Below are 20,996 nucleotides of genomic sequence, written 5' to 3' on the forward strand. Positions count from 1 at the left end.
AACGCAGCCGGCGGTTGGCGGGGCGGTCGCCTCAGCGCCAGCGCGGCTGCAACTGCCCGTCGGCGCCGAAACGGTAACGTCCCTCGGCCCAGCCGTCGCCGAACAGGGTCAGCATCTGCGCATAGTAGGCGGGCGCGTCGCTGCGCTGCCGGTCGGGGGTGGGCAGGCTGGCCTGCAGCGACTGCGCCAACCCGCGTTCGCCCTGCGCCAGCAGGTACGGCACCAGCGCGGCGCGGAACCCATAGCCGCCTTCGCCGCTGCCCACGCCGCTGCGGGTGTCGACCTTCTCCCACATCGGGGCGCCGTCGCGCAGCCGCCGCAGCGGTCCGGCCAGCGCCTGCAGCTGCGCCCGGAACAGGCGGTCGCGCGGCGACAGCAGGCCCGCCCACAGGTAGCAGCGGATGGCGTCGTAGCTGCCGTTGGCGCCCCGCACCGGGTCGGCCACGAAGGCGCCGTCGCGCCATGCCGCCCAGTCCGGGGCGAAGCCGTGCGGCGCGGTCTGCCGCAGCAGCTCCAGGGTATTGCCGGCCAGCGCGGACCATGGGCCGTCGCGGTCCACCGCGGCGAAGCGGCGCAGCAGCGGCAGTGGCAGGTAGCTGGGATTGACCCGGGTGGCGCCGTCCTCGACGAAGCCCTGCGGGCCTGGCAGCAGCATCGGCCCCAACCCGGGCAGGTCGACGATCTCGCTGGCGCGCACCTGCGCCAGCATGTCCTGGCCGATGCGCTGCAGCGCCGGGCGATGCCACAGCCGGCCGGCCTCGAGCAGCGCATAGGCCAGCCACAGGTCCGAATCGGCGGCGGGGTTGGCGTCGAGCACGCCCCAGCCGCCCTTGGCATCGCGTCCCCACAACCAGGCCGGCAGGCGCTTGCCCATGTCGCCGGCGGCAAGGTTGTCCACCGTCCACGCCAGGACCCGGTCGAACAGCGCCTGGTCGTTGTCCACCAGCGCGAAGAACAGCGCGTAGGACTGGCCTTCGGAGGTGGTGCGCAGGTCGTCCTGGCTGCGGTCGATCATGCGCCCGTCGGCGCTCAGGCTGCTGTCCACCAGCACCTGCCAGCGCGGCCAGCCGGTAGCCGCGGCGGCGGCCGGCACCAGGCCCAGCAACGGTGCGGCCGCAAGCGCCTGCAACAGCGCGCGGCGCGCGGGGTCAGCGGAGTTCGCCATAGGGCACCAGCGGTGTGACCGGCAGCGGCAGGTTGCCCTGCCAGGGCTTGAGGGTATAGCGCAGATACAGCTGGAACGTGTTCGGCGAGTAATCCTGGCTGCGCTGCACGGTGCCGGCGGCGCCCAGCACCAGGTGGTCGCCGAGCCGGCGCTCCAGCGCCAGGTACAGGCGGTGGCCGGTCCCGGTGCTGCTGGCATCGGCGCTGTACAGCCCGGCCGGGTCCAGGGTGAGCGGGCCATACAGCGGCTGCAGCTGGGCCAGCACCCGGTCGACCAGCGATGCTTCGGGGAAGCGGCTGATCGCGCGGGTGCGCGCACGCGAGACGCTCAGCGAGGCATCGACCCGCAGCGACCAGTCGTCGTTGCGCCAGGCCAGGCTCGCCGGCACGCTCAGCGACGCGTACTGCTGCGGGCTGTAATAGCCGCCCTGCCCCAGCGAATAGCCGCCCAGGTCGCGCGCATAGCGCCAGTACATGCCGGTCAGGCCGACATCCACCCGCAGGTCGGGGCGCTGCACCAGCTTGTGGTACCAGCCGGCCATCGCGCGCGCGCGGTCGTTGTCCATGACGTTGCGGCCGGTCAGGCGATGCCAGCTCCAGTTGGACCACATGCCGTTGCGACCGCCCTGGTCGTAGCCAAGGCTGAAGGTCACGCCGTTGGCGGTCACCCCGCCCCAGGCGACGCCGCTGCGCGGATCCACCGCGCCGGCCTGCGACAGCAGCGAGTTGGTCATCGGCCGCCGCGACAGCGTCGCGCCCCAGCCGAAGCGGCCAAGGTCGCCATTGACGGTGGCGCCGCCGAGCCAGTTGCCGACCACGTAGCCGGCGGGCGTGTGGCCGATGTCGAAACGCCAGCGGTCGTCGCGCGTGCGCCAGCCCAGGGCCAGGCCCGCACCGGAGTTCATGCGCTGGTGCAGGCGGGTGTCGCAGCCCGGTGCCTGCAGGCGGCTGCCGTCCGCACGCAGCAGGTACAGCTGGCAACTGCCGAAGTCCTGGTCGTGGAAACCATTGGCGTCGGTTTCGAAACGACGCGCGTCCAGCCGCACCTGTTCCAGCCGCGCCCAGCCCAGCCCGCCGGCGAACGGCGCGTCGAGGTGGACGATGCGGGTGTCGCGCGCGAGCCTGGAGATGCCCGGGGTGCCGTCGCTGCGGCGGCCCGCGTCCTGCATCAGCGTCAACGTCGGGTTCTGCTCCAGGTACAGGCTTTCCACGTCGCCGCGCAGGCTGCGCCGCAGCCAGTCGTCGCCGGCGGTCTCGCGGCTGGCGCGGGTCAGCGCGCGGTCGTCGCGCGGCTGTGCCTGCCCCGGCGCGATCAGGCCGTTGTCGGCCATCGCACGCGCATACATGTCCAGCGCCTGCTGCGGGTCGCGGCCGCGCAGCAGCCGCGCGGCATCGCGCCAGGACTGCGGGTCGGGGCCGTCGGCGGCCGCCAGCACCCCGCGCAGGACGTCCAGCGCCCGGGCGTCGTCGCCCAGCGCGGACCAGATCGCGGCGAGCTGCCGCTGCTGGCCGATGTCGCCGGGCGCCAGCACCGGCGGCGACGCCATGCGCGCGCGCGCGGCTGCCAGGTCGCCGCGGTCGATCAGTGCCTGCACGCTGCCCAGCTGCGCATCGGCGTTGCCGGGCTGGGCCTGCAGCACCTGCGCGTAAAGCTGCAGTGCCTGGCCGCTGTCGCCGCGCAGCCGCGCCCAGTCGGCCAGCATCAGCACGATGTCCGCGTCCTGCGGCAACTGCCGCAACAGCGCGACGGCCTCGTCCTCGCGACCGGCCGCGCGCAGTTCCCAGGCGCGTGCGGTGGCCTGCTGCCGGCGCAGGCGCGTGGCCAGCGCATGCATGTCGTCGTCCCACTGCGCGGCGGGCAGCGCGTCCAGCGCGGCCAGCGCCGCGGGGATGCGATCAGAACCAGACAGGTACAGCGCCTGCGCGTAACGTGCCGCCGGCGTGCTGCCGGCCCTGGCGGCCATGTCGGCGATCACCGCGTCGGCCTCGTCGACCGCACCGCCGGCGCGCAGCGCGTTGGCCTGCGAGTAGGCCAGCCACGGGTCGTCGGGCAGTTCGCGGCGCAGCTCGCGGCCCAGCACGATGGCCTCGGCCATGTCGCCCGCGGCCAGCGCACGCTCGCGCCGCTCGCGCAACCGCGACAGCTGCAGCGCACGCAGCTCATCGGCATACAGCGCGCGCTGGGTCGCCGGAAGGCTGGCGATGTAGGCCTCCATCCGTTGTGGATCGGTGCGACCGTAGAACTGCACCAGTTTGCGCACCACGTTGGCGTCGTTCGGCGCGATGCGCCGTGCGGCCTGCAGTTCGCGGCTGGCCGCGTCGTCGTCGCCGCGCGCCACCGCCACGTCCACCAGCCCGAGCTGGGCGTTGATCTCGCGCGGCTGCTGGCGGCGCGCCTGCGCGTACAGCGACTGCGCGCGATCGAGCTCGCCGGCTTCCAGCGCGGCATCGGCCTGCTCCATCACCAGCCAGTAGCGGGTGCTGGCGATCAGGTCGCGCCACTTGTCGCTGTTGCTGGTATCGGCCTGCAGCTGCTGCGCCTTCTGGAACTGCGCCAGCGCCGGTTCGCGCTGGCCCTGGCGCATCAGCGCCAGCCCCAGCCCGCCGTGGAAGTCGGCCTCGTCCGGGAAGCCGGCCAGGGCCTGGCGGAACGCGGCCTCGGCCTCCGCGTTGCGGCCGGCGTCGAGCAGCTGCGTGCCGCGCAGCCCGGCCAGCCAGGCCGGGTTGCCCACCCGCCTGCGCTGTTCGTCGTAGAGCGTGCGCGCCTCGTCGATGTTCGCCCAGCCGGGATAGCGGGCGATGAAGGATTGCAGCCGGCGTACGTTGCTGGCGTCGGCCTGGCGCGCGGACAGGTAATCCCATTCGGCGTCGGCGGCATAGGTGAGCGCTTCGGGGTTGTTGCCCATGCGCTGCAGCGCGGCCAGCGCCTCGCCGTCGTGACCGGCGGCGAACAGCAGCTGCGCCAGCGTCTGCAGCAGCGCGGTGTTGCCGGGATAGGCCTCGTCGAGCGCCGCCAGGCGGCGGATCGCCAGCGGCCGGCCGGCCGCCTCGGCGCCGCGCAGGCGCCAGTATTCCAGGCCCAGCTGCATGCCCGGCGGGTCATCGTTGAACAACCGGCGGTAGATCGCCAGCGCCTCGGCGTTGCGCCCGCCGGTGGCGAGCATGCGCGCCTCCTGCAACTGCGCCTGCAGGTCGCCGCGATACGCCGACCACAGGCGTTCGCCGGCCGCCAGCTCGCGGCTCCCCGCGCCCACCTGGCGCAGCCGCGCCAGGGTCGCGGTGGCGTCGTCGATCTTCTGCTGCGACAACTGCACTTCCAGGATCGCCAGCATCGTGGCGCGGTCATCCGGCGCCAGCAGGCGCAGCCGCGCCAGCGCGTCCTCGATCAGCCGCTGGCGCCCGGTGGCCTCGCCGATACGCACCTGCTGCAGCAGCCATTGCCGCTGCGAGGCCAGGCTGCCTCCCGGGGTGGGCGGCAGCGCCTGCGCGCCCGCCTGGCCGACCGCGGCCAGGCCGACCAGCAGCGCCAGCGGCAGCGGAAGCCGGCGGCTCATCCCTGGTCCGCCGCTTCCAGCCGGCGCCGCGACACCCAGCGCAGCGCGCGCCACAGCAGGAACGCCACCATCAGCACCACCACCGTGGCCAGCACCGCCAGCAGCACCGGATGGTCGGCCAGGTGGTACCAGAGCAGCAGCCACCAGGGCAGCGAGCCGACATAGTAATGCTCGCCGACGAACTGGCTGTGGATGCCGGAACTGCGCAGGATCGATACCGAACCGGCAATGGCCTCGCGCTTGCCGATGTCGCTGAGCGCGTCGTCGAGCAATGCGTAGTCCGCGTCCTTGCTGGCGGCCAGCGAGACGATGCTGCGCTGGGCGTGGTGCGGCGACTGCAGGCCGATGATGGCGGCGAACGGCGCGTCGGCGGTGACGCCGACACGGTTGATCGCCGCATCGCTGCCGCTGCTGCCCAGGCGCGCCTCGATCACCGCTTCCTGCGGCGAGCCCACCCGGCCATTGCGCAGCGTGGTGCGCTGGTTGTCGATCATCAGCGACAGCTGGTCGCTGCCGCGCAGTTCCTGCGGCAGTTCGCCCAGCATCAGCACGTCGGCGTCCAGCCGCGCGGCCTGCTTCCAGTCGTCGCTCACGCGCAGGCCATAGGCCGGATAGCCGCTCTGCACGCCCAGCCCGCCGACCAGGTTCAACAGCAGCCCGACCTGCGCCGGGTTGGCGCGCGGCGGCATCAGCACCACCGTCTCGGACAGGTCGGCCATGCGCGTGAACGGGAAGCCGCTGAGCGCGAACGCGGCCAGGTCCGGCAGGCCCATGTAGTGGTGGAAGCCGGAGAAATCGATGGTCGAATCCTCCTCGATCGCGGCCTGCAGGTTGGGCGGCAGCACCGTCTGGCAATGGTCGCGCTGGGCGCTGCCCATGACGCTGGCGAAGTTGAAATCGAAGCGCAGCTGGTTGCGGTCGCCGATCTTCAGCGCCGGGATCAGCAGCTTGCCGTCGCCGGCGCCGGCATCGCCGCTGAGCACCGGCAGCCGGATCTCCTCCAGGCCCTGCTTGCCGGACCGGCGGATCAGCGGGAAGCTGGAAATGAACTGGTCGTTGATGCCCACGCTCAGGCGCGACTCGTCGCTGCTGAACGGCGGCGTATAGCGGTAGCGCAGGTTGAGCGGGATGCCCTGGTTGCGCCAGATGAACAGGTCCGGCGGCAGGTTGAGGTTGAGCACGATCGGCTGCGGCGCGATGCCGCTGGCGCGCAACTGCTGCGGGTAGTCGAGCAGCTCGCCGAAGCGCACGGCGCGGTCGGTGCGCACCCAGTTCGGCGCATCGTAGGGCTTGCGCGGCGCCAGCGGCTTGACCTCGTCCACCTGCACGCGGGTCCCACGGAACAGCACGTTGCCGGCGGCGATGGCCGACACCGCGGTCTGCAGGTCCGCGTCATTGCGGCCCAGCACCAGCAGCAGCTTGCGCTGCGGGTCATCCGGCAGCGACCGCAGTTCGATCACCGGTCCCTGCACCGGCGCATGGTCGGCGATCACCGAAGGGAACCGGCCGTTCACCGCCATCACCACCGCGTGGCCCTGCGCCGGCAGCCGGTCGAAACTGACCGGGAACCGCGCCTGCCGCCACCAGCCGGCCATGCTGCCGAAGTACGACGCCATCAGCGCGGCCGCGCGCTGCTGCGCCACCGACGGCGACCCGGCGAACACCACCGGCAGTTCCAGCCGCGCGCTGTCGCGCGGATCGAAGAACGGCAGCGGGAAGTTGGCCAGGTCGTCCTGCATCGCCAGCGGCTGGCCGCCCAGGCGCAGGGTGCTGTTGCTGGACAGGTTGACCCACAGCGAGCTGTGGGTCGGCTCCTCGCAGATGTCGGTGTAGTGGCCGACGAACTCCAGCCGCACCTGGTTGAAGTCGGCGATCAACCGCGCGTCCAGTGGCACCTTGGCCTGCACCGGCCGGCCGAGCTGGTCGTTGCCGATCGGCACCACGTCCATCAGCGCGTCGTTGAGATAGACCCGCAGGTGCGACAGCGTCGGCAGCAGCGACGGCGACGGGGTGAAGGCCAGGTCGAGTTCGGCCGCGCGCACCAGGCGGTCGCGGCGCACCTGGAACTCGAAGGTGGTGGTGTTGCGGATGCCGGACAGCAGCGTGTCCTGGCGGCGGCCAAGCTGGGCCAGGGTGCTGGCGCGCTGCCACGGCCAGGTGGCGCCGGCCCAGGCCGGCCCCGTTGCGGCCGCCGCCGACGGCGGCGTGATCGCGGCGGCGCCGGGCGCTGGCGTGGCATCGGCGACCGGGGCGGCGGCCGCCGTTGCCGCCTGCGGCGCACTGGAACCATTGGCGACCGGCAGCGCCAACAGCGGCAGCAGCAACCAGCGCAGCGAAGTGGAAATGCTCATGGACGAAGCCCCGGGTCAGCGGCTGGGTCAGCCGGGTAGGAAGGAAGCGGACGTTGCGGCGCGAAACTGGCCACCCAGCGCATTGCGCGGCGGCTCCAGTGCATCGGCCGGTCGAGATCGATCGGCGCGAAATCGCCGATCCGGCGGTAGCCCTGCCAGCCGAGCTTGATCACGCTCCACAGGCTGCGCGGCAGGCTCATCGGCTGGTAGCCGGCGTGCCAGTCCAGCCAGGCATCGGCGCGGGCGAAGGTGCACTGCACGAACTCCACCCGCTGCGATTCGTCGTCGAACCGCAGCAGCAGGCCCAGGCGCGCGCCGACGCTGCGCTGGACCACCGCGGCGAACGCGAACTCGCGGCGGCCGCGGCCGAGTAGCAGGGTCACCGCGGTGCCGGCGGCGAGTTCCTGCGCGGGCGCGCGCGCCAGCTCCAGGCCGACACCGTCGTTGGAATAGTCGTGCATGACCCCGCGCAGGGTGCGCCCGTCGGGCAGGCGCAGCGCCATCGGCAGGCGCTGGCTGACGCGATGGGTACGGCGCACCTGCTGCACTTCGGCGGCCACCGCCAGGGCGCCGCCGACGATGAGCAGGTTGTACAGCACCCACAGCGAACTGACGATCACCGTGCCGCGCTCGTCGGCCGGGCCGTGCAGGAAGCGCCACACCGCGAACCCGAGCCCGGCGACGTTGAGCAGCGCCAGCACCAGGTAGGGCTGGGCCACCTTCCAGTCGAAGCGGTCGCCGGCCTGGGTGCCACCCTTCTCGGTGACGTTGAACTTGCCCTTGGCCGGGCTGAACAGCGCCACCGTGGTCGGCCGCGCGATGTACCAGGCCAGCACGGTCTCGTAGACCTCGCCCCAGAACGGCCGGCGCCACTGCCCCTGGATCCGCGAGTTGGTCAGGTTGGCGTGCGCCATGTGCGGCAGCACGAACAGCAGGATCGCCACCGCCGGCGCGTAGATGATGTAGACGTGCAGCAGCAGGAACGCCAGCGGTGCGGTCAGGAACACCAGCCGCGGGATGCCGGCCAGGAAGTGCAGCATCGCGTTGGCGTAGCAGAAGCGCTGGAACAGGCTCAGGCCCTTGCCCAGCAGCGGGTTGTCGATGCGGAAGATCTGCACCATGCCGCGCGCCCAGCGGATGCGCTGGTTGACGTGGGCGCCAAGGCTGTCGGTGGCCAGGCCCGCGGCCTGCGGAATGCGCAGGTAGGCCGAGTTCCAGCCGTTGCGGTGCAGGCGCAGCGCGGTGTGCGCATCCTCGGTGACGGTTTCGGTGGCGAAGCCGCCGATATCGTCGATCGCCGCGCGCCGCAGCACCGCGCACGAACCGCAGAAGAACGCCGCGTTCCACAGGTCGTTGCCGTCCTGCACCAGGCCGTAGAACAGCTCGCCCTCGTTGGGGTCGCGGCGGAACACACGCAGGTTGCGCTCGAACGGGTCCGGCGAGAAGAAGTGGTGCGGGGTCTGTACCAGCGCCAGCTTCGCATCGCGCAGGAACCAGCCGGTGGTGACCTGCAGGAACGAACGCACCGGCAGGTGGTCGCAGTCGAAGATCGCCACCAGCTCGCCGTCGAGCTGGGTCAGCGCATGGTTGAGGTTGCCGGCCTTGGCGTGGCGGTTGTCGCTGCGGGTGATGTAGTTGACCCCGGCCTGGGCGGCGAACGCGCGGAACTCCGGGCGCCTGCCGTCATCGAGCAGGTGGATGCGCAGCTTGTCCGCCGGCCAGTCCAGGCCCAGCGCCGCATTCACGGTGTGCCGCACCAGCGACAGTTCCTCGTTGTAGGTGGGGATCAGCACGTCCACGGTCGGCCAGTCGCGCGGATCGGCCGGCAGCGCCGAAGGCTTGCGCTGCAGCGGCCACGCCACCTGCACGTAGCCCAGCATCAGCACCAGCCACGAATAGGTCTCGGCCGCGAGCAGGACCACGCCGCAGGCCAGGTCGAAATCGTTGTTCCAGTTGAGCGTGGCGGTGTAGCGCCACCACAGGTAGCGGCACGACACGGTGATCGACAGCACCACCAGGATCAGCGTGGCGTAGCGCCCCGGCATGCGCCGCACCAGCAGCGCGATGCCCCACAGCAGCAGCACGAACACGAACTGCGCGAAATAGCTGAACGGCTGGGTGACGCACAGCAGCGCCAGGCCCAGCGTGGCCACGCCGACGCCGTACGTCAGCCACCGCCGCGTGCGCCTGGACAGCGCGCCCAGGGTCATGCGCGCGCGCTGCCACGCGGCGCTGTTCCAGACCCGTCGCGGCAGGCCACGCATCGTGTCCAGGTACCGCCGCCAGCCGCGGTCGGCGGCGCCGCGCAGGCCGGCGACATGGCGGCGCCGGGCCGCCGCCAGCCGGTGGCGGCGATGCGAGGTCTGCGGGGTGATGCGCACCAGCAGCAGCCAGCCGGCCTGGATCAGCATCCGCAGCGGGTCGCCGAAGCGCCAGCGGCGGTAGACCCGCAGCTGCGGGAAGGCATCGGGCAGGCGCGGCGCCAGTGCCTGCCACGCCGGCCCTTCCAGCCGCAGCAGCGCCCAGCCCATGGCCTGCAGCAGCCACAGCAGCCACAGCGTCGGCAGCGGCGCCCGCGCAGCCTCGCGCAGTTGCGGCCAGCGCAGGTAGCGCATGCGGCGCGGCCTCATGGCGTCCGTCCCGCGCGCGCGCGCAGGCGTCCGCGCTCGGCCAGGCACCACACCGCCAGGCTGGCGACATCGGCCACCGCCTGCGCGCCATCGGGGTCGGCGCCCAGGGGCCGCTTGCGTGCCAGCGCGGCCGCCACGTTGGCGTCCTCGTGCAGCGGTTGCGGCACCAGCGGCGGACCGCCGTCGATCCACAGCTGCATCAGATCGCGCTGCACCGCCAGCGCCGGGTCGTAGCGGTTGCACAGCAGCCGGCGCGCATCGTGTGCGCGCCGCTGCAGCAGCACGTGGCAGCCCGGGTCCACCGTCGCCAGCCGCAGCGGCAGCGCGCAGGCGGCGTGCTGATTGACCGTGTCGACGTGCGCTTGCAGCCGCTGCGGCAGGTCGAACAGGATCCAGTCGAACTGCGCGGCCAGCAGCGGCAGGCGCTCGGCCCAGAACCGCGGCGTACGCCGCAGCCGCTCCTCGATGGTGGCCACCTCGGCGTCGCTGGCGCACCCGTACGGCAGCAGCGCCAGCCCGGGCAGCGCTTCGAACGCCGCCTCGCGCCAGTCGCCATCGTCCAGCCAGGCCCGCGCCCAGCCGCGCGCCTCGGCGGCGGGCAGGCCCAGGTGCAGGCCGAGCAGATGGTCGGGGGTGCACTCGACCAGCAGCACGCGCTCGCCCTGCGCATGCAGGGCATGGCCGAGCGCGGCGATCATCGTCGTCACCCCGACGCCACCGCGCACGCCCTGCAGTGACAGCGTGGTACTCATCGCCGCGGCTCCGCCGCCAGCTCGGCGAACAACGGCCAGCGCGCAAGCGCCTGCGACCGCGCGCGCTGCGCGGAGAAGTCCAGGTACGGCAGCTCCGGCATCTGCAGGTGCGCGCGCAGCACGTCGATGTCGTCCAGTTCCGAGGTCAGGCCCGCCGGCAGCCGGTTGCTGGTCATGGCTTGTCCTCCGGATAAGGGGTCCACGTCGGGCTGCCCTTGAGCTGCAGCCACGGCTTGCCGTCGTACTCCATCACCTTGGCGCCTTCGTTCTCCGACACCGACGGGGTCGTCGGCAGCCCCTGCAGCAGGCCGTCCCAGTTGCGCTCGTCGGCGCTGGCCTGGGCGTTGAGCGCATAGATGCGCGCCACCAGTTCGGACAGCGCCAGGTAGCTGCTCGGGGCGGTGACGTGGCGCGGACCGGCCGCGGCCGGGATGCCCATGCCGACCAGCTTCACCCCCACCGGGACGTGGGTGATGGACGGGCTGGGGATTTCGCGCATGCCCGGGATCTGCATGCGGTCGCCGTGCAGCGCCGCACCGTGCTCGGGCACCACCACCACCATCGCGCGGCGTCCGTTCTTCTCCAGCGCGTCGATGAACCCCTGCAGGTCGCCCAGCACCATCTGCGCGCGCGCCTTGTAGTCGCTGGCCATCGCGCGCCCGTCGGCACCGACGATGCGGTTGCCGTCATGCAGCGAGATCGTGTTGTAGAACAGCGCCACCTGCGCGCTGGAGGCGGCCTGGCGCTGCTTGAGCCAGCCGCCCAGCACGTCGCCGTCACGGCGCAGCGGCGACTTGTCGAAGGCGATCAGCGCGCGCGGATATCCCTCGATCGGCAGCGGCGTGGCCGCCAGCCCGCCGTAGCGGGTGAGGTCGCCGATGAAATCGTCGAAGTGGCCGTCGTGGTTCATCGCCAGCTCGTTCTGGAACCCCAGCGCCTGCAGGTTGGCGAACAGCTGGCACTGCGCCGGTACCGGGTCGAACAGCGCGGTGTGCGAGGTCTGGCCGCAGCTGGCGCGCAGCAGGCGGATAGCCGCCGGGCCGCTGTAGGAGGTGGCCGAGTTGAACGCGTCGAACACCACGTCCATGCCGTCGAACAGCGGGTTCTGGCGCAGCCCCACTTCCTCCAGGTCGCTCCAGGCCAACGAGCAGATGTTGAGCACGATCACGTCGAAGGGGGTGCCGCCGTGGGCCGGCGGGAAGGCGGTCTTCAGCCCGGCCTGCTGCTGGTAGAAGCCGGCCAGGTAGGCGTCCAGGGTCTGGTTGTTGGCCGGGCCGCCGCGCGCGGCCGCACCGGCCCCGCCGGCGCCCTGCGCCGCGCCGGCATCGCCACCGCCGGCGGACTGCAGCCCGGCCGGCAGCGGCAGCGCCATCGCCGCCATGCCCAGCATCCCCAGCACGCTGAGCGTGGTGACCCGCAGCCACGGCTTGAGCAGCAGGTAGCCGCAGACCAGCAGCGCCAGCAGCGCGACCATCTGCCAGTTGATGAAGCGCCCCAGCAGCTCCAGCCAGTACGAGGCGGAGAAATCCAGCACGCCGGGCTGCGCCAGCAGGCGCTCGAACGGCGGCCACCAGGTGTCCTGGTAGTACAGCGCCACCGCCACCGGAACCGCGACCACGGTGCGCGCGATGCGCGCGCCGCGCCACGGCAGCGGCACCAGCAGCGCCGCCAGCAGCAGCAGGTTGGGCAGGATGTGCAGGTCCAGCGCGCCCATCCAGGCGAGGATCACCTTGGACAGGAAGTACAGGTTCCAGCCGCGCAGGTCCGGCCACGCGTGCGGCGTGGCGGTCGCGGCGGCGGCGGTGCGGGCCTCGCTCATGCCGGCCCCCGCGGCGCATCCTGGCGGCGGCGCTCGCCGACCCGCTTGAGGTAGCGCGGTGGCAGGCCGCGGCGCAGGCGCGCGCGCAGCGCGCGCAGGATCGTCCCGAGCATCACGCCCAGCGGAATCATCACCAGCGCACACGCGGCCACCAGGCTCCATACCTGTTGGTCGTTCATCCTTCCCCTCCCAGGCGGATCGGCCGCGGCGCCGTCCATGACGCCGCGGGTGCCGGCGGCACCGGCGGCGCCTGCAGCGGCGGCGGCGCGGCAAGCCCGCCGCCGGCCGCGCTCATGGCGGCGACGTCGTGCCCGGCCTGGCGCTCGTAGCCATCGAACAGTTCCCGCCAGGGCAGCCGGAACAGGTTGCCCAGCGCGCGCTCGATACCGTCGCCGCGGCAGGCGAACAGGAACAGCCACACCTGGCCGGCGTACATGCAGGCGAAATCGCCGCGGCGGCGCATCTGCAGCTGCTGCAGCGCATGCACCGGGCTCAGCCCGGCGACCGGCTGCAGCACCAGCACCGCGCTTTCCACCGCGCCACCGCCCTGCTCGAGCAGTTCGCCGGCCAGCTGCCGGAACTGCGCCGGGGTGACGATGCCACCAACGTCCGGCGGCCGGTGCAGGCGGATCAGCCGTTCCGGATCCTGCGGCAGGCGCCCCTGCCAGAGCTGGCCCTGGATCGTTTCCAGCAGGGTCAGGAAACGCGCCAGCGGCAGGTTGGCCGGCGCCACCAGGCTGGCGCCGGACTCCAGCAGCAGGCGTTCGTCGGCATAGCGCAGGCAGGGCTGCATCTCGCGCACCACCAGCTTCAGGCCGTTGCCGCGCTCGCTGCGCAGCTGGAACACGATGCGCGCCAAGGCATCGACATCGGCGTTCTCGGCGATCGCCAGCACCACCGTGGCCGCCTGCGCCTGCAGCGCCGCGGCGACCAGCGCCGACCAGTTCTCGAACAGGCGCCAGGCGGCGGAGAACGGCGGTGCGCCCTCCAGCGCGTCGGCCTGCGCCAGGTAGAGGAAGCGGTCGCCGCCTTCCTGCGCCAGCGCCGCCGCCATCGCGCCGTCGCCGGCGCCGAGCACGCCGAGCCGGAAGCCCTGCCAGCGGGCCTCGAAATCGCGATGCGCGAACACGCCCTCGGCGTTGCTCCAGTAGTGGACCAGGTATTGCAGCGCGCCGCGGTGCGGGTACAGCTGGGCAACGCCACTGCACAGCGGGTTGAGCGGCAGCAGGCGCGGCGCCAGCGTGGCCACCTCGCCATGGCACAGCAGCAGTACGCAGTGGCTGCCGGCGGCGGCCCAGTCGTGCAGTTGCCTGCACCAGCGCGCGAGGTGCGGGCCGTGCAGGCCCTCGAGCGCGATCGCCGGCACCTTCACCACGCACAGGGTACGGCGTGCGGCGGCGCAGCGCGCCAGCTCGGCCGGCAGTGCGCGGACCGCCGGCGCCAGGTCGGCCACCGCCGCTTCATGCAGGCGGATCCGCGCCGGCCCCTGGTGGACCGCCAGCGGCGCCACCATCGATGCGGGGGAGCGCCCGAGCGCGGCCACCACCGCCAGCGGCACGGCATCCGCGCCGGCCAGGACGCCGGCGGCGAACAGGTCGGCGTGGCCCGCATCGGCGCAGGCGATCCAGTACACCCCACCCGCGCGCAGATGGGTGAGTTCGTGCTGCAGACCGTCGATGGCGAGTGAAATCATCTTCAAATCGTTTCCCAGTCAGCGGCCAGTTTGCAGGTCGCCGCGCCGCGTCCCCCATCCCTCGCGGGAATCCTTGACCGTTGTCACATTAACCCCGTGCGGGCCGCCGGCTCAATGTCACTCGCTCACGGCCCGCCTCACGCGCACCGGCCGCGCATGCCCCCGCAGGGCCGCCGGGCCCCGCGCCGCTGCGGTTCTCAGGGCGCCGGGGCAGGCCGAACACCTGCCGCAGATAGGCCAGGTACCCCGGGTCGTCGCACATGCTTTTGCCCGGCGAATCGCTGAGCTTGGCCACCGGTTGACCGTTGCAGCGGACCATCTTGATGACGATGTTCAGCGGGGTCGGCCCCAGGTCGTTGGTCAGGTGGGTACCCACGCCGAAGGCCACCTGGCAGCGGTCGCGGAAGTAGTCGTACAGCCGCATCACTTTCTCGATGTTCAGGCCATCGCTGAACACCAGGATCTTGCTGGAAGGATCGGCGCGGTTGGCCTTGAAGTGCGCCAGCATGCGGTCGCCCCATGCGAACGGGTCGCCAGAGTCGTGGCGCACGCCGTCGAACAGCTTGCAGAAATACATGTCGAAATCGCGCAGGAAGGCATCCAGCCCGACCACGTCGGACAGCGCGATGCCGAGGTCGCCGCGGTATTCGCGGGCCCACGATTCCAGCGCAGCCACCTGCGAGTCGCGCAGCCGCGGGCCCAGCGCCTGGAACGCCTGCAGGTACTCGTGCGCCATCGTGCCGTGCGGGGTCATGCCGTAGCGGCGGGCGAAATACACGTTGCTGGTGCCCACGTACTGGGCACCCAGCGCATCGCGCAGCAGCGGCAGCATGTGCGCGTGCCAGTCGCGCGAGTACCGGCGGCGGGTACCGTAGTCGGCGATGCGGCAGTTGCCGAAGCCCGGGGTATCGCGCAGCAGCGCGGTCTTGGCGCGCAGGCGGCGCTCGCCCTCGGCGAAATCCGGGGTACTGGTATTGCGGAACCAGACCTCGTTGATGATCGCCAGCAGCGGCACCTCGAACAGGATGGTGTGCAGCCACGGGCCGGTGATGTCCAGCTCGATCTCGCCGGGCACGCTGGCCGAGGCGCGCAGGTCGATGTACTTGCGGTCCAGGTGGAACAGGCCGAGGAAATCGGCGAAATCCGGCTTCACGAAGCGCAGCTGGCGCATGTAGTCCACCTCGTCGGCGGCGAAGCGCAGGCTGCACAGGTGGTCGATCTCGGCGTTGATCTGGTCCAGGTGGCGGGCCAGGTCGATGCCGGGGGTGCGGCACTTGAAACGGTACTGGACGATGGCCCCGGGGTGCTGGTGCAGCACCGCCTGCATCATCGTGAACTTGTAGAGGTCGGTATCGAGCAGGGACTGGATGATCATGCGCGCATTATGCGCCGCCTCCGGTCCCGGCCCGGGGCCGCCGCCGCGGCGGCCTCCCCTGCCCGCGGGCCGCGGGCCCGGCCGGGGCCGGGCACGCGGGCAGCGGTCATTCGTCCGCGGCGTAGGGCGAGCGCAGCGGCTGCGGCTGCCGGCCCAGGCCCGCGCCCAGGCGGTCGAGGAGGAAGCGCAGGTACACGTTGGTGCCGAACTGGCGGTAGTCGCGGGCGTTGTTGAACTCCATGCGCCCGCCCAGGAACAGCTGGGTGGACAACTGCCATTCGGCCGCCGCGCTCAGGTTGTAGGACACCCCGGTCTTGGTCTGGCCGCTGTAGACCGGTTCGACATAGCGCGGGGTCAGGCCCAGCAGCGCGGCCAGCGACGCGGCGTCGTAGGCCGCCTGCTGCATCGCCGGGTCCAGCGGGAAATAGTCCGCCGGATCTTCCTTGAAGCTCTGCACGCCGACGCTGGCGTCGACCTGCCAGGCCAGCCGCTGCGCGGCGCTGCGCCCGTTCCAGTGCAGCGGCACGCCCACGTCCACGTAGCGCTGCGGGCTGAAGTAGCCGCCATGGCCGTAGGTGAAGCCGCTGAGGTTGCGGTCGTACTGCATCGCGGTCAGGTTCAGGCCCGCGGTCAGCGACTGGTTCGCCGTTTCCAGTGCGTGCACGTAGACGCCGGCGCCCAGTTCCTGGCGGTCGTTGCCGGCCACGTGGGTGCCCTGCAGGCGGTGCCACGCCAGGCTGGCGTAGCCGCCGAGCAGGCCGTTGTCCACGGTCGCGGCCATGCGCGCGCCGGTCGCGGTCACCCCGCCCCATTGCAGGCCGTTGCGGGCGTCGCTGACGCCGGCGAAGGACAGCAGGCTGTCGGTCACCGCGCGCCGCGAGGCCTCGCCCGACCAGGTCAGGGTATCGCCGACGCGGCCGCGGTAGCCGACCCCGCCGACGATGCCGGTTTCGCCGAAGCCCAGCGGGGTGGTGCCGACGTCAGCGTGGAAGCCGCCCTGTTCGAAGCCCACCGACAGCCCGGCGCCACTGGCGTCCTGCGAACCCAGCCGGCGCGCGCCGGCGGCGTTGGCCACCATCGCATACAGCGTGTCCTGGAACGCCAGCGGCGTCTGCGCGGCGCTGCTGCCTCCGGCCAGTGCCTTGAGTTGCGCCTGCTCGGCGGCACTGAGCCCGCGCAGCAGCGCGGTGCTGCCCAGCACCTGCCGGGCGATATCGGCGATCGGGGTGTTGCCGAGGTCGCGGCCCAGCATGTAGTCCGGCAGCGGATCGGCGTACAGCAGCTCCAGCGTGGCCTTGCGGCGTTCGGCCGCGGTGAGGGTGGCGTCGGTCTGGTTGAACAGCTCCTGGTAGCGGCCGCTGTCCAGCGCGCGTTCGTAGATCAGGTTGCGGGTCGCGGTGGTGGCGCCGTTGGTCAGCAGCGCCTGGTACAGCGACGAGCCGACCAGGTCGTCGACCGGGGCGCGGTCGGCGGCCAAGGCCCCGGACAACGCCAGCTGCGGACCGGCGCCGAAGCGGCTGGCCGAGGCATAGGCGTCGTCGACCCGGCCGGCGTCCAGCACCGTCGGCGTCACCGCCACCTGCAGCTTGCCGTCGCCGACGCCGAAACGGGCCTGCAGCGGCACCTGCAGGTCGGCCAGCTGGCCCAGCCCGGCTTCGCCGTCACGGTTGCGGTAGGCGGCGCCGGCGGCCAGCGCGCTGCTGCTGTCGGCGCGCAGTTCGCGCAGTTCGTCGATCACCCCGCGGACCGGGGCCGGCGACATGCCGGCCGGTGCGGCCGGCGCCGCGCCACGACGCGGTGCCGGGATGGCCGCGGCGGGCACCGCGGGCATGGCGGACGTTGCCAGCACCGGGGCCGGCAGGCCGTCGGCGTCGACCTGCGCGGGCGGCAGCCTGGCGGTGGCCGGCGGCGTGGCGGCAAGCGCGGCGACGCTGGCCGGCAGCGGCGCCGGATCGGCGCGCAGCGCGGCCGGCCGGGTGTTGCCGCGGGTGATCCCGGCGAAGGGATTGAAGGCACGGCCGGCGCCGGCCAGCGCGGTGCTGGCGTGCGGATAACCGTTGTCCGGCTGCCCCGCGCCGCGCGCGGCGGCGGCGATGGCGGCCTTGAAGTAGCTCTCGGCGCGGCGGTTCTTGCCCGCCGCACGGTAGACCCGCCCGGCCGCGGCCAGCACCTCCGGCGATTGCGGCGCGCGTGCCAGCGCCTGTTCCAGGTAGTGCTCGGCGGTGCCGAGGTCGCGCATTGCCGCGGCACTGCCGGCCGCGGCCAGCATCGCATCGACATCGCCCGGCGCCAGCTGCAGCAACTGCTGGTACAGCGCCAGCGCCTGGCCGTGGTCGTCGGCGGCGGCGTACAGGCGCGCCAGCGCGGCGATGGTCTGCGGATCCTGCGGCTGCTGCGCCAGCACCGGCGCCAGCACGTCGTAGGCGCCCTCCAGGTTGCCGAGCTCGCGCAGCGCATCGACCTGGCGCAGCACGTAGCCGCTGCGCAGGGCCTGCAGGCGCCTGCGTTGCGCCGGGTCCAGGCTGGCATCGCCCAGTTGCCGCAGCAGGGCCGCCAGCTCGGCGTCCTGGCGCGCGCGCAGCAGCACCTCGCCGTACTGCAGGCGGTTGTCCACGTCCGGGTTGCCCTGCATCAGCCGCTGCGCCAGCGCCAGCGCGCGCTGCTGGCTGCCGATGTCGGCGTAGGCGCCGGCCAGGGCGGCGGCGATGCCGGGCTGGTCGATGCGTTCGCCCAGCGCCGACTCGGCGCGGGCCAGCAGCAGCTGCGCCTCGCCGACGCGGTTGCCCTGCATCAGGGTGCGCGCCTGCGCGGCCTGCAGCTGCACCCAGACGGTGTCGTGCAACGCGCGCATCTCGGCATCGCGCGCTGCCGCGGGGATGCGCTCGAGCAGCGCCCAGGCACCATTCCAGTCGTTGCGTTCGCGGGCGAACAACGCCTGCGCGAACAGCGACTGCGGCGCATCCGCGTCCTGCGCGCGCAGGCCGGCCATGATGCCGTCGGCCTGGTCCGGGCGCCCCAGGCGCTGGTAAAGACGCGCCAGTTCCAGCCGCAGCCAGGGATCGCGCGGCTGCTGCAGCACCGCATCCTCCAGTTCGATCTGCGCCATTTCCAGGCTGCCCGACGCGATCGCCTGCTGCGCGCGTGCGCGCGCCAGGGTGGCACGCAGCACCGCGGCGCCGCCGGCACGTTCCTGCTGCTCGGGCGTGAGCCGCTCGAACATTACGGCGGCTTCGTCGGCGCGGCCCAGCCGGCCGAGCAGCGTGCCCAGCCCCTGCAGCGCGCCGGCGTTGCCGGCATCCAGTTCCAGCGCCTTGCGGTAGCTCGTCTCGGCCGCGGCGGCATCACCGGCGCCCAGCAGGTCGCCCAGCAGCACGTACCCGGTGGGTTCGGAAGGCTGCAGCGCGATGGCTTCGCGGACCTTCGCCGCCGCGTCGGTTCCCGGCTGCCGCCGCACTTCCTGCAGGGTCTGCCAGTAGCGGGCGGCGTTGGCCGCACCGCGCCATTTGCCATTGGCCGCGGCCGCCGGGCGCAACAGTTCGGCGGCTTCGCCGAACCGCTCCTGGCGCAGCCGCACCGAGCCCAGCCCGCCCATCGCCTCGGTGTTCTTCGGCTGCGCCCGCAGCACCTGCGCGAAGCGCGCCTCGGCGACGTCAAGGGTGCCGCCCTGCAGGGCGCGGAAACCCTCGCCCAGCAGCCGCTGGTTCGGGTCCGGCGCGGGCTCGGCACGCATCGCCTGGTCGCGCAGCTGGGCCTGGCGCGCGGCGATCTCGCGGTCGTCCGGCTGCAGCTCCAGGAACGCCTGGAACAGCGGCGCGTCGGCCCGGGTGGCGTTGAGCCACAGCAGCGCCTGGCGCCAGGCGCTGCGTGCCGGCCCGGCGGTATCCGGGCGCTGGCTGAGCGTTCTGAGCTGGGCGATGCCCTCGCGCCGGCCCGGCTCGCGGTAGGTCAGCACCTGCGCCAGGGCCAGCGCGGCGGCAGCGTTGTCGGGCTCGGCGGCGACCCGCCGGCGCAGGCCGTCGCGCGCCCGCGTCCAGCCGTCCTGGGTGCCGGCCAGCACCTGGTAGTACTCCAGCGCGAGCGTATCCGGCGGCCCACCGGCGCCGAAGGCCTCGTCATAGGCCTTGACCGCTTCGGCATAACGACCGGCCGCCGCCGCGCTGCGCGCCGCCTGCAGCGAACCGCCGGCGGCGCTGCCGCCGCCCGCCAGCGCCGCACGCAGCCGCGCGGTCTGCGCCGCCGACGGATGCCGCGACTGCAGTTGCTGCAGGCGCCGCTGCGCTTCCGCGCGACGTCCCTGGTTGAGGTCGATCAGGCCCAGCCCGAGCAGCGCGTCGGGCTGCGCCGGGTCGGCCGCCAGCAGCTTGCGCCAGGCATCGGCGGCCAGGTCCTCGCGGCCCTGGTCGAGCCAGTAGTTGCCCTGGTTGACCAGCTGCCGGGTGGAGGCGGCGTTCTGGCTCCAGGCCGGCGCGGTCAATACGCACAGGCCGAGCAGGTACAGCGGTTTCAGGTTTTTGCGGAACATGTCGTACTCCACGCGGGCATCAGGCGCCCGTCGGCAGCGAAACGGAAACGGCGGTCCATCCAGCCGCGCCCGAACAACACCAGGGCGCGGTCGTAGTAGCCAAGGGCGTCGGCGGCGGGGCCTGGCGCGGGAATGCGGCTGGCCTGCGCATTCGCCATGGCGCTCTGGCCCAGCGCCGACAGGTACGGCAGCAGCGCGGCGCAGAAGCCGGCCGGCGCGGCGCCGTCGGCGGAACCGCTGCGGGTCTGGATCTTCTCGGCGAAGCCGCCGCGCGCGCGCAGCAGCCGGGCCGGCCCCGGCAGGGCGTCGAGCAGGCGCCGCCGCAGCGGTTCGCCGGGGTCGGTCATGCCGGCCCACAGGTAACAGCGGATGGCGTCGTAGCTGCCGACCGCGCCCTTGCCCGGGTCGGTCACGAACGCGGTGCCGTTCCAGGCGATCCAGTCCGGCGCGAAGCCGACCGGCGCTGCCGCGCGCAGCAGCGCCACGCTGCGCTCGGCCAGCCGCGCCCACGGGCCGCGCGGGTCGACCATCGCGAACCGGCGCAGCACGAACAGCGGCAGGTAGCTGGGATTGAGCAGCCAGCGGTCGCGCTGCACGAAGCCGCGGTTGCCGGGCAGCAGCATCGGCCCGAAGCCCGGCAGCTCGACCACCTCGGCCGTGCGCATCAGCGCCAGCACCTGGCGGCCGGCCTGGGCCAGCCCGGGGCGGTTCCACAGGCGCCCGGCCTCGAGCAGCGCATAGGCGATCCACAGCTCGCCATCGGACGCGGTATTGGCGTCGAGCACGCGCCACTGCCCGTCAGCGGCGCGCCCCCACAGCCACGCCGGCAGGTTGAGGTCCGGGCGTCCGCCGCACAGGTGGCGGCGGGTCCACGCCAGGATGCGGTCGAACAACACCGGGTTGTTGTCCACCAGCGCGAAGAACAGCGCATAGGACTGCGACTCGGAGGTGCTGCGCTGGTCCGGGTGTGAGAAATCGATGATCCGCCCGTCGTCCTGCAGGTGCCGCTGCACGAAGCCCTGCCAGTCGCGCCACGCCACGCCGCAGGCGGTCGCCGCCCGCAGCGGGCAGGCCGCGACCGCCGCGGCCGCGGCGATCAGCCCGAGCAGGTCGCGCCGGGACAGCATGCGCGCGGC

At 72.9% G+C, this 20,996-nt stretch carries 11 protein-coding genes and 1 pseudogene; all 12 read right to left on the reverse strand.

The window, feature by feature from the left end; all coding sequences use genetic code 11:
- Positions 1-31 precede the first annotated feature (31 nt).
- The gene (locus B1L07_13365; protein AUZ55908.1) at positions 32-1,165 is read right to left on the reverse strand and encodes an endo-1,4-D-glucanase; all 1,134 of its coding nucleotides are present in this window, start codon (positions 1,163-1,165) and stop codon (positions 32-34) included.
- The gene (locus tag B1L07_13370; protein AUZ55909.1) at positions 1,149-4,718 is read right to left on the reverse strand and encodes a cellulose biosynthesis protein BcsC; all 3,570 of its coding nucleotides are present in this window, start codon (positions 4,716-4,718) and stop codon (positions 1,149-1,151) included. The genes B1L07_13365 and B1L07_13370 overlap by 17 nt, the downstream gene beginning before the upstream one ends.
- On the reverse strand, positions 4,715-7,069 hold the full coding sequence (locus B1L07_13375) for a cellulose synthase regulator BcsB (protein ID AUZ55910.1): 2,355 nt from the start codon (positions 7,067-7,069) through the stop codon (positions 4,715-4,717). Before B1L07_13375 ends, B1L07_13370 begins: the two co-directional genes overlap by 4 nt.
- Positions 7,066-9,684, reverse strand: a complete 2,619-nt coding sequence (gene bcsA / locus B1L07_13380; protein AUZ55911.1) for a UDP-forming cellulose synthase catalytic subunit — start codon at positions 9,682-9,684, stop codon at positions 7,066-7,068. The genes B1L07_13375 and bcsA overlap by 4 nt, the downstream gene beginning before the upstream one ends.
- Before the next feature lie 11 nt (positions 9,685-9,695).
- A complete protein-coding gene (locus B1L07_13385; protein ID AUZ55912.1) occupies positions 9,696-10,451 on the reverse strand; it encodes a cellulose synthase operon protein YhjQ in 756 nt (251 codons plus the stop codon).
- On the reverse strand, positions 10,448-10,627 hold the full coding sequence (locus B1L07_13390; GenBank protein AUZ55913.1) for a hypothetical protein: 180 nt from the start codon (positions 10,625-10,627) through the stop codon (positions 10,448-10,450). Before B1L07_13390 ends, B1L07_13385 begins: the two co-directional genes overlap by 4 nt.
- Positions 10,624-12,270 carry a cellulose synthase gene (locus tag B1L07_13395; GenBank protein AUZ55914.1) on the reverse strand — a complete coding sequence of 549 codons (1,647 nt, stop codon included), beginning with the start codon at positions 12,268-12,270 and terminating at the stop codon, positions 10,624-10,626. Before B1L07_13395 ends, B1L07_13390 begins: the two co-directional genes overlap by 4 nt.
- Entirely contained in the window at positions 12,267-12,449 is a 183-nt protein-coding gene (locus B1L07_13400) for a hypothetical protein (GenBank protein AUZ55915.1), read from the reverse strand. Before B1L07_13400 ends, B1L07_13395 begins: the two co-directional genes overlap by 4 nt.
- Positions 12,446-13,963, reverse strand: coding sequence for a hypothetical protein (locus B1L07_13405; protein ID AUZ55916.1), 1,518 nt, complete (start codon positions 13,961-13,963; stop codon positions 12,446-12,448). Before B1L07_13405 ends, B1L07_13400 begins: the two co-directional genes overlap by 4 nt.
- A 196-nt stretch (positions 13,964-14,159) precedes the next feature.
- A pseudogene (locus tag B1L07_13410) lies at positions 14,160-15,338 on the reverse strand (nicotinate phosphoribosyltransferase).
- Positions 15,339-15,444: 106 nt separating this feature from the next.
- The gene (locus tag B1L07_13415; protein AUZ56607.1) at positions 15,445-19,860 is read right to left on the reverse strand and encodes a cellulose synthase; all 4,416 of its coding nucleotides are present in this window, start codon (positions 19,858-19,860) and stop codon (positions 15,445-15,447) included.
- The gene (locus tag B1L07_13420; GenBank protein ID AUZ56606.1) at positions 19,842-20,987 is read right to left on the reverse strand and encodes an endo-1,4-D-glucanase; all 1,146 of its coding nucleotides are present in this window, start codon (positions 20,985-20,987) and stop codon (positions 19,842-19,844) included. Before B1L07_13420 ends, B1L07_13415 begins: the two co-directional genes overlap by 19 nt.
- Positions 20,988-20,996: the final 9 nt, after the last annotated feature.

It is taken from the genome of Stenotrophomonas acidaminiphila, from assembly GCA_002951995.1.
In the GTDB taxonomy this organism is placed as follows: domain Bacteria; phylum Pseudomonadota; class Gammaproteobacteria; order Xanthomonadales; family Xanthomonadaceae; genus Stenotrophomonas; species Stenotrophomonas acidaminiphila_A.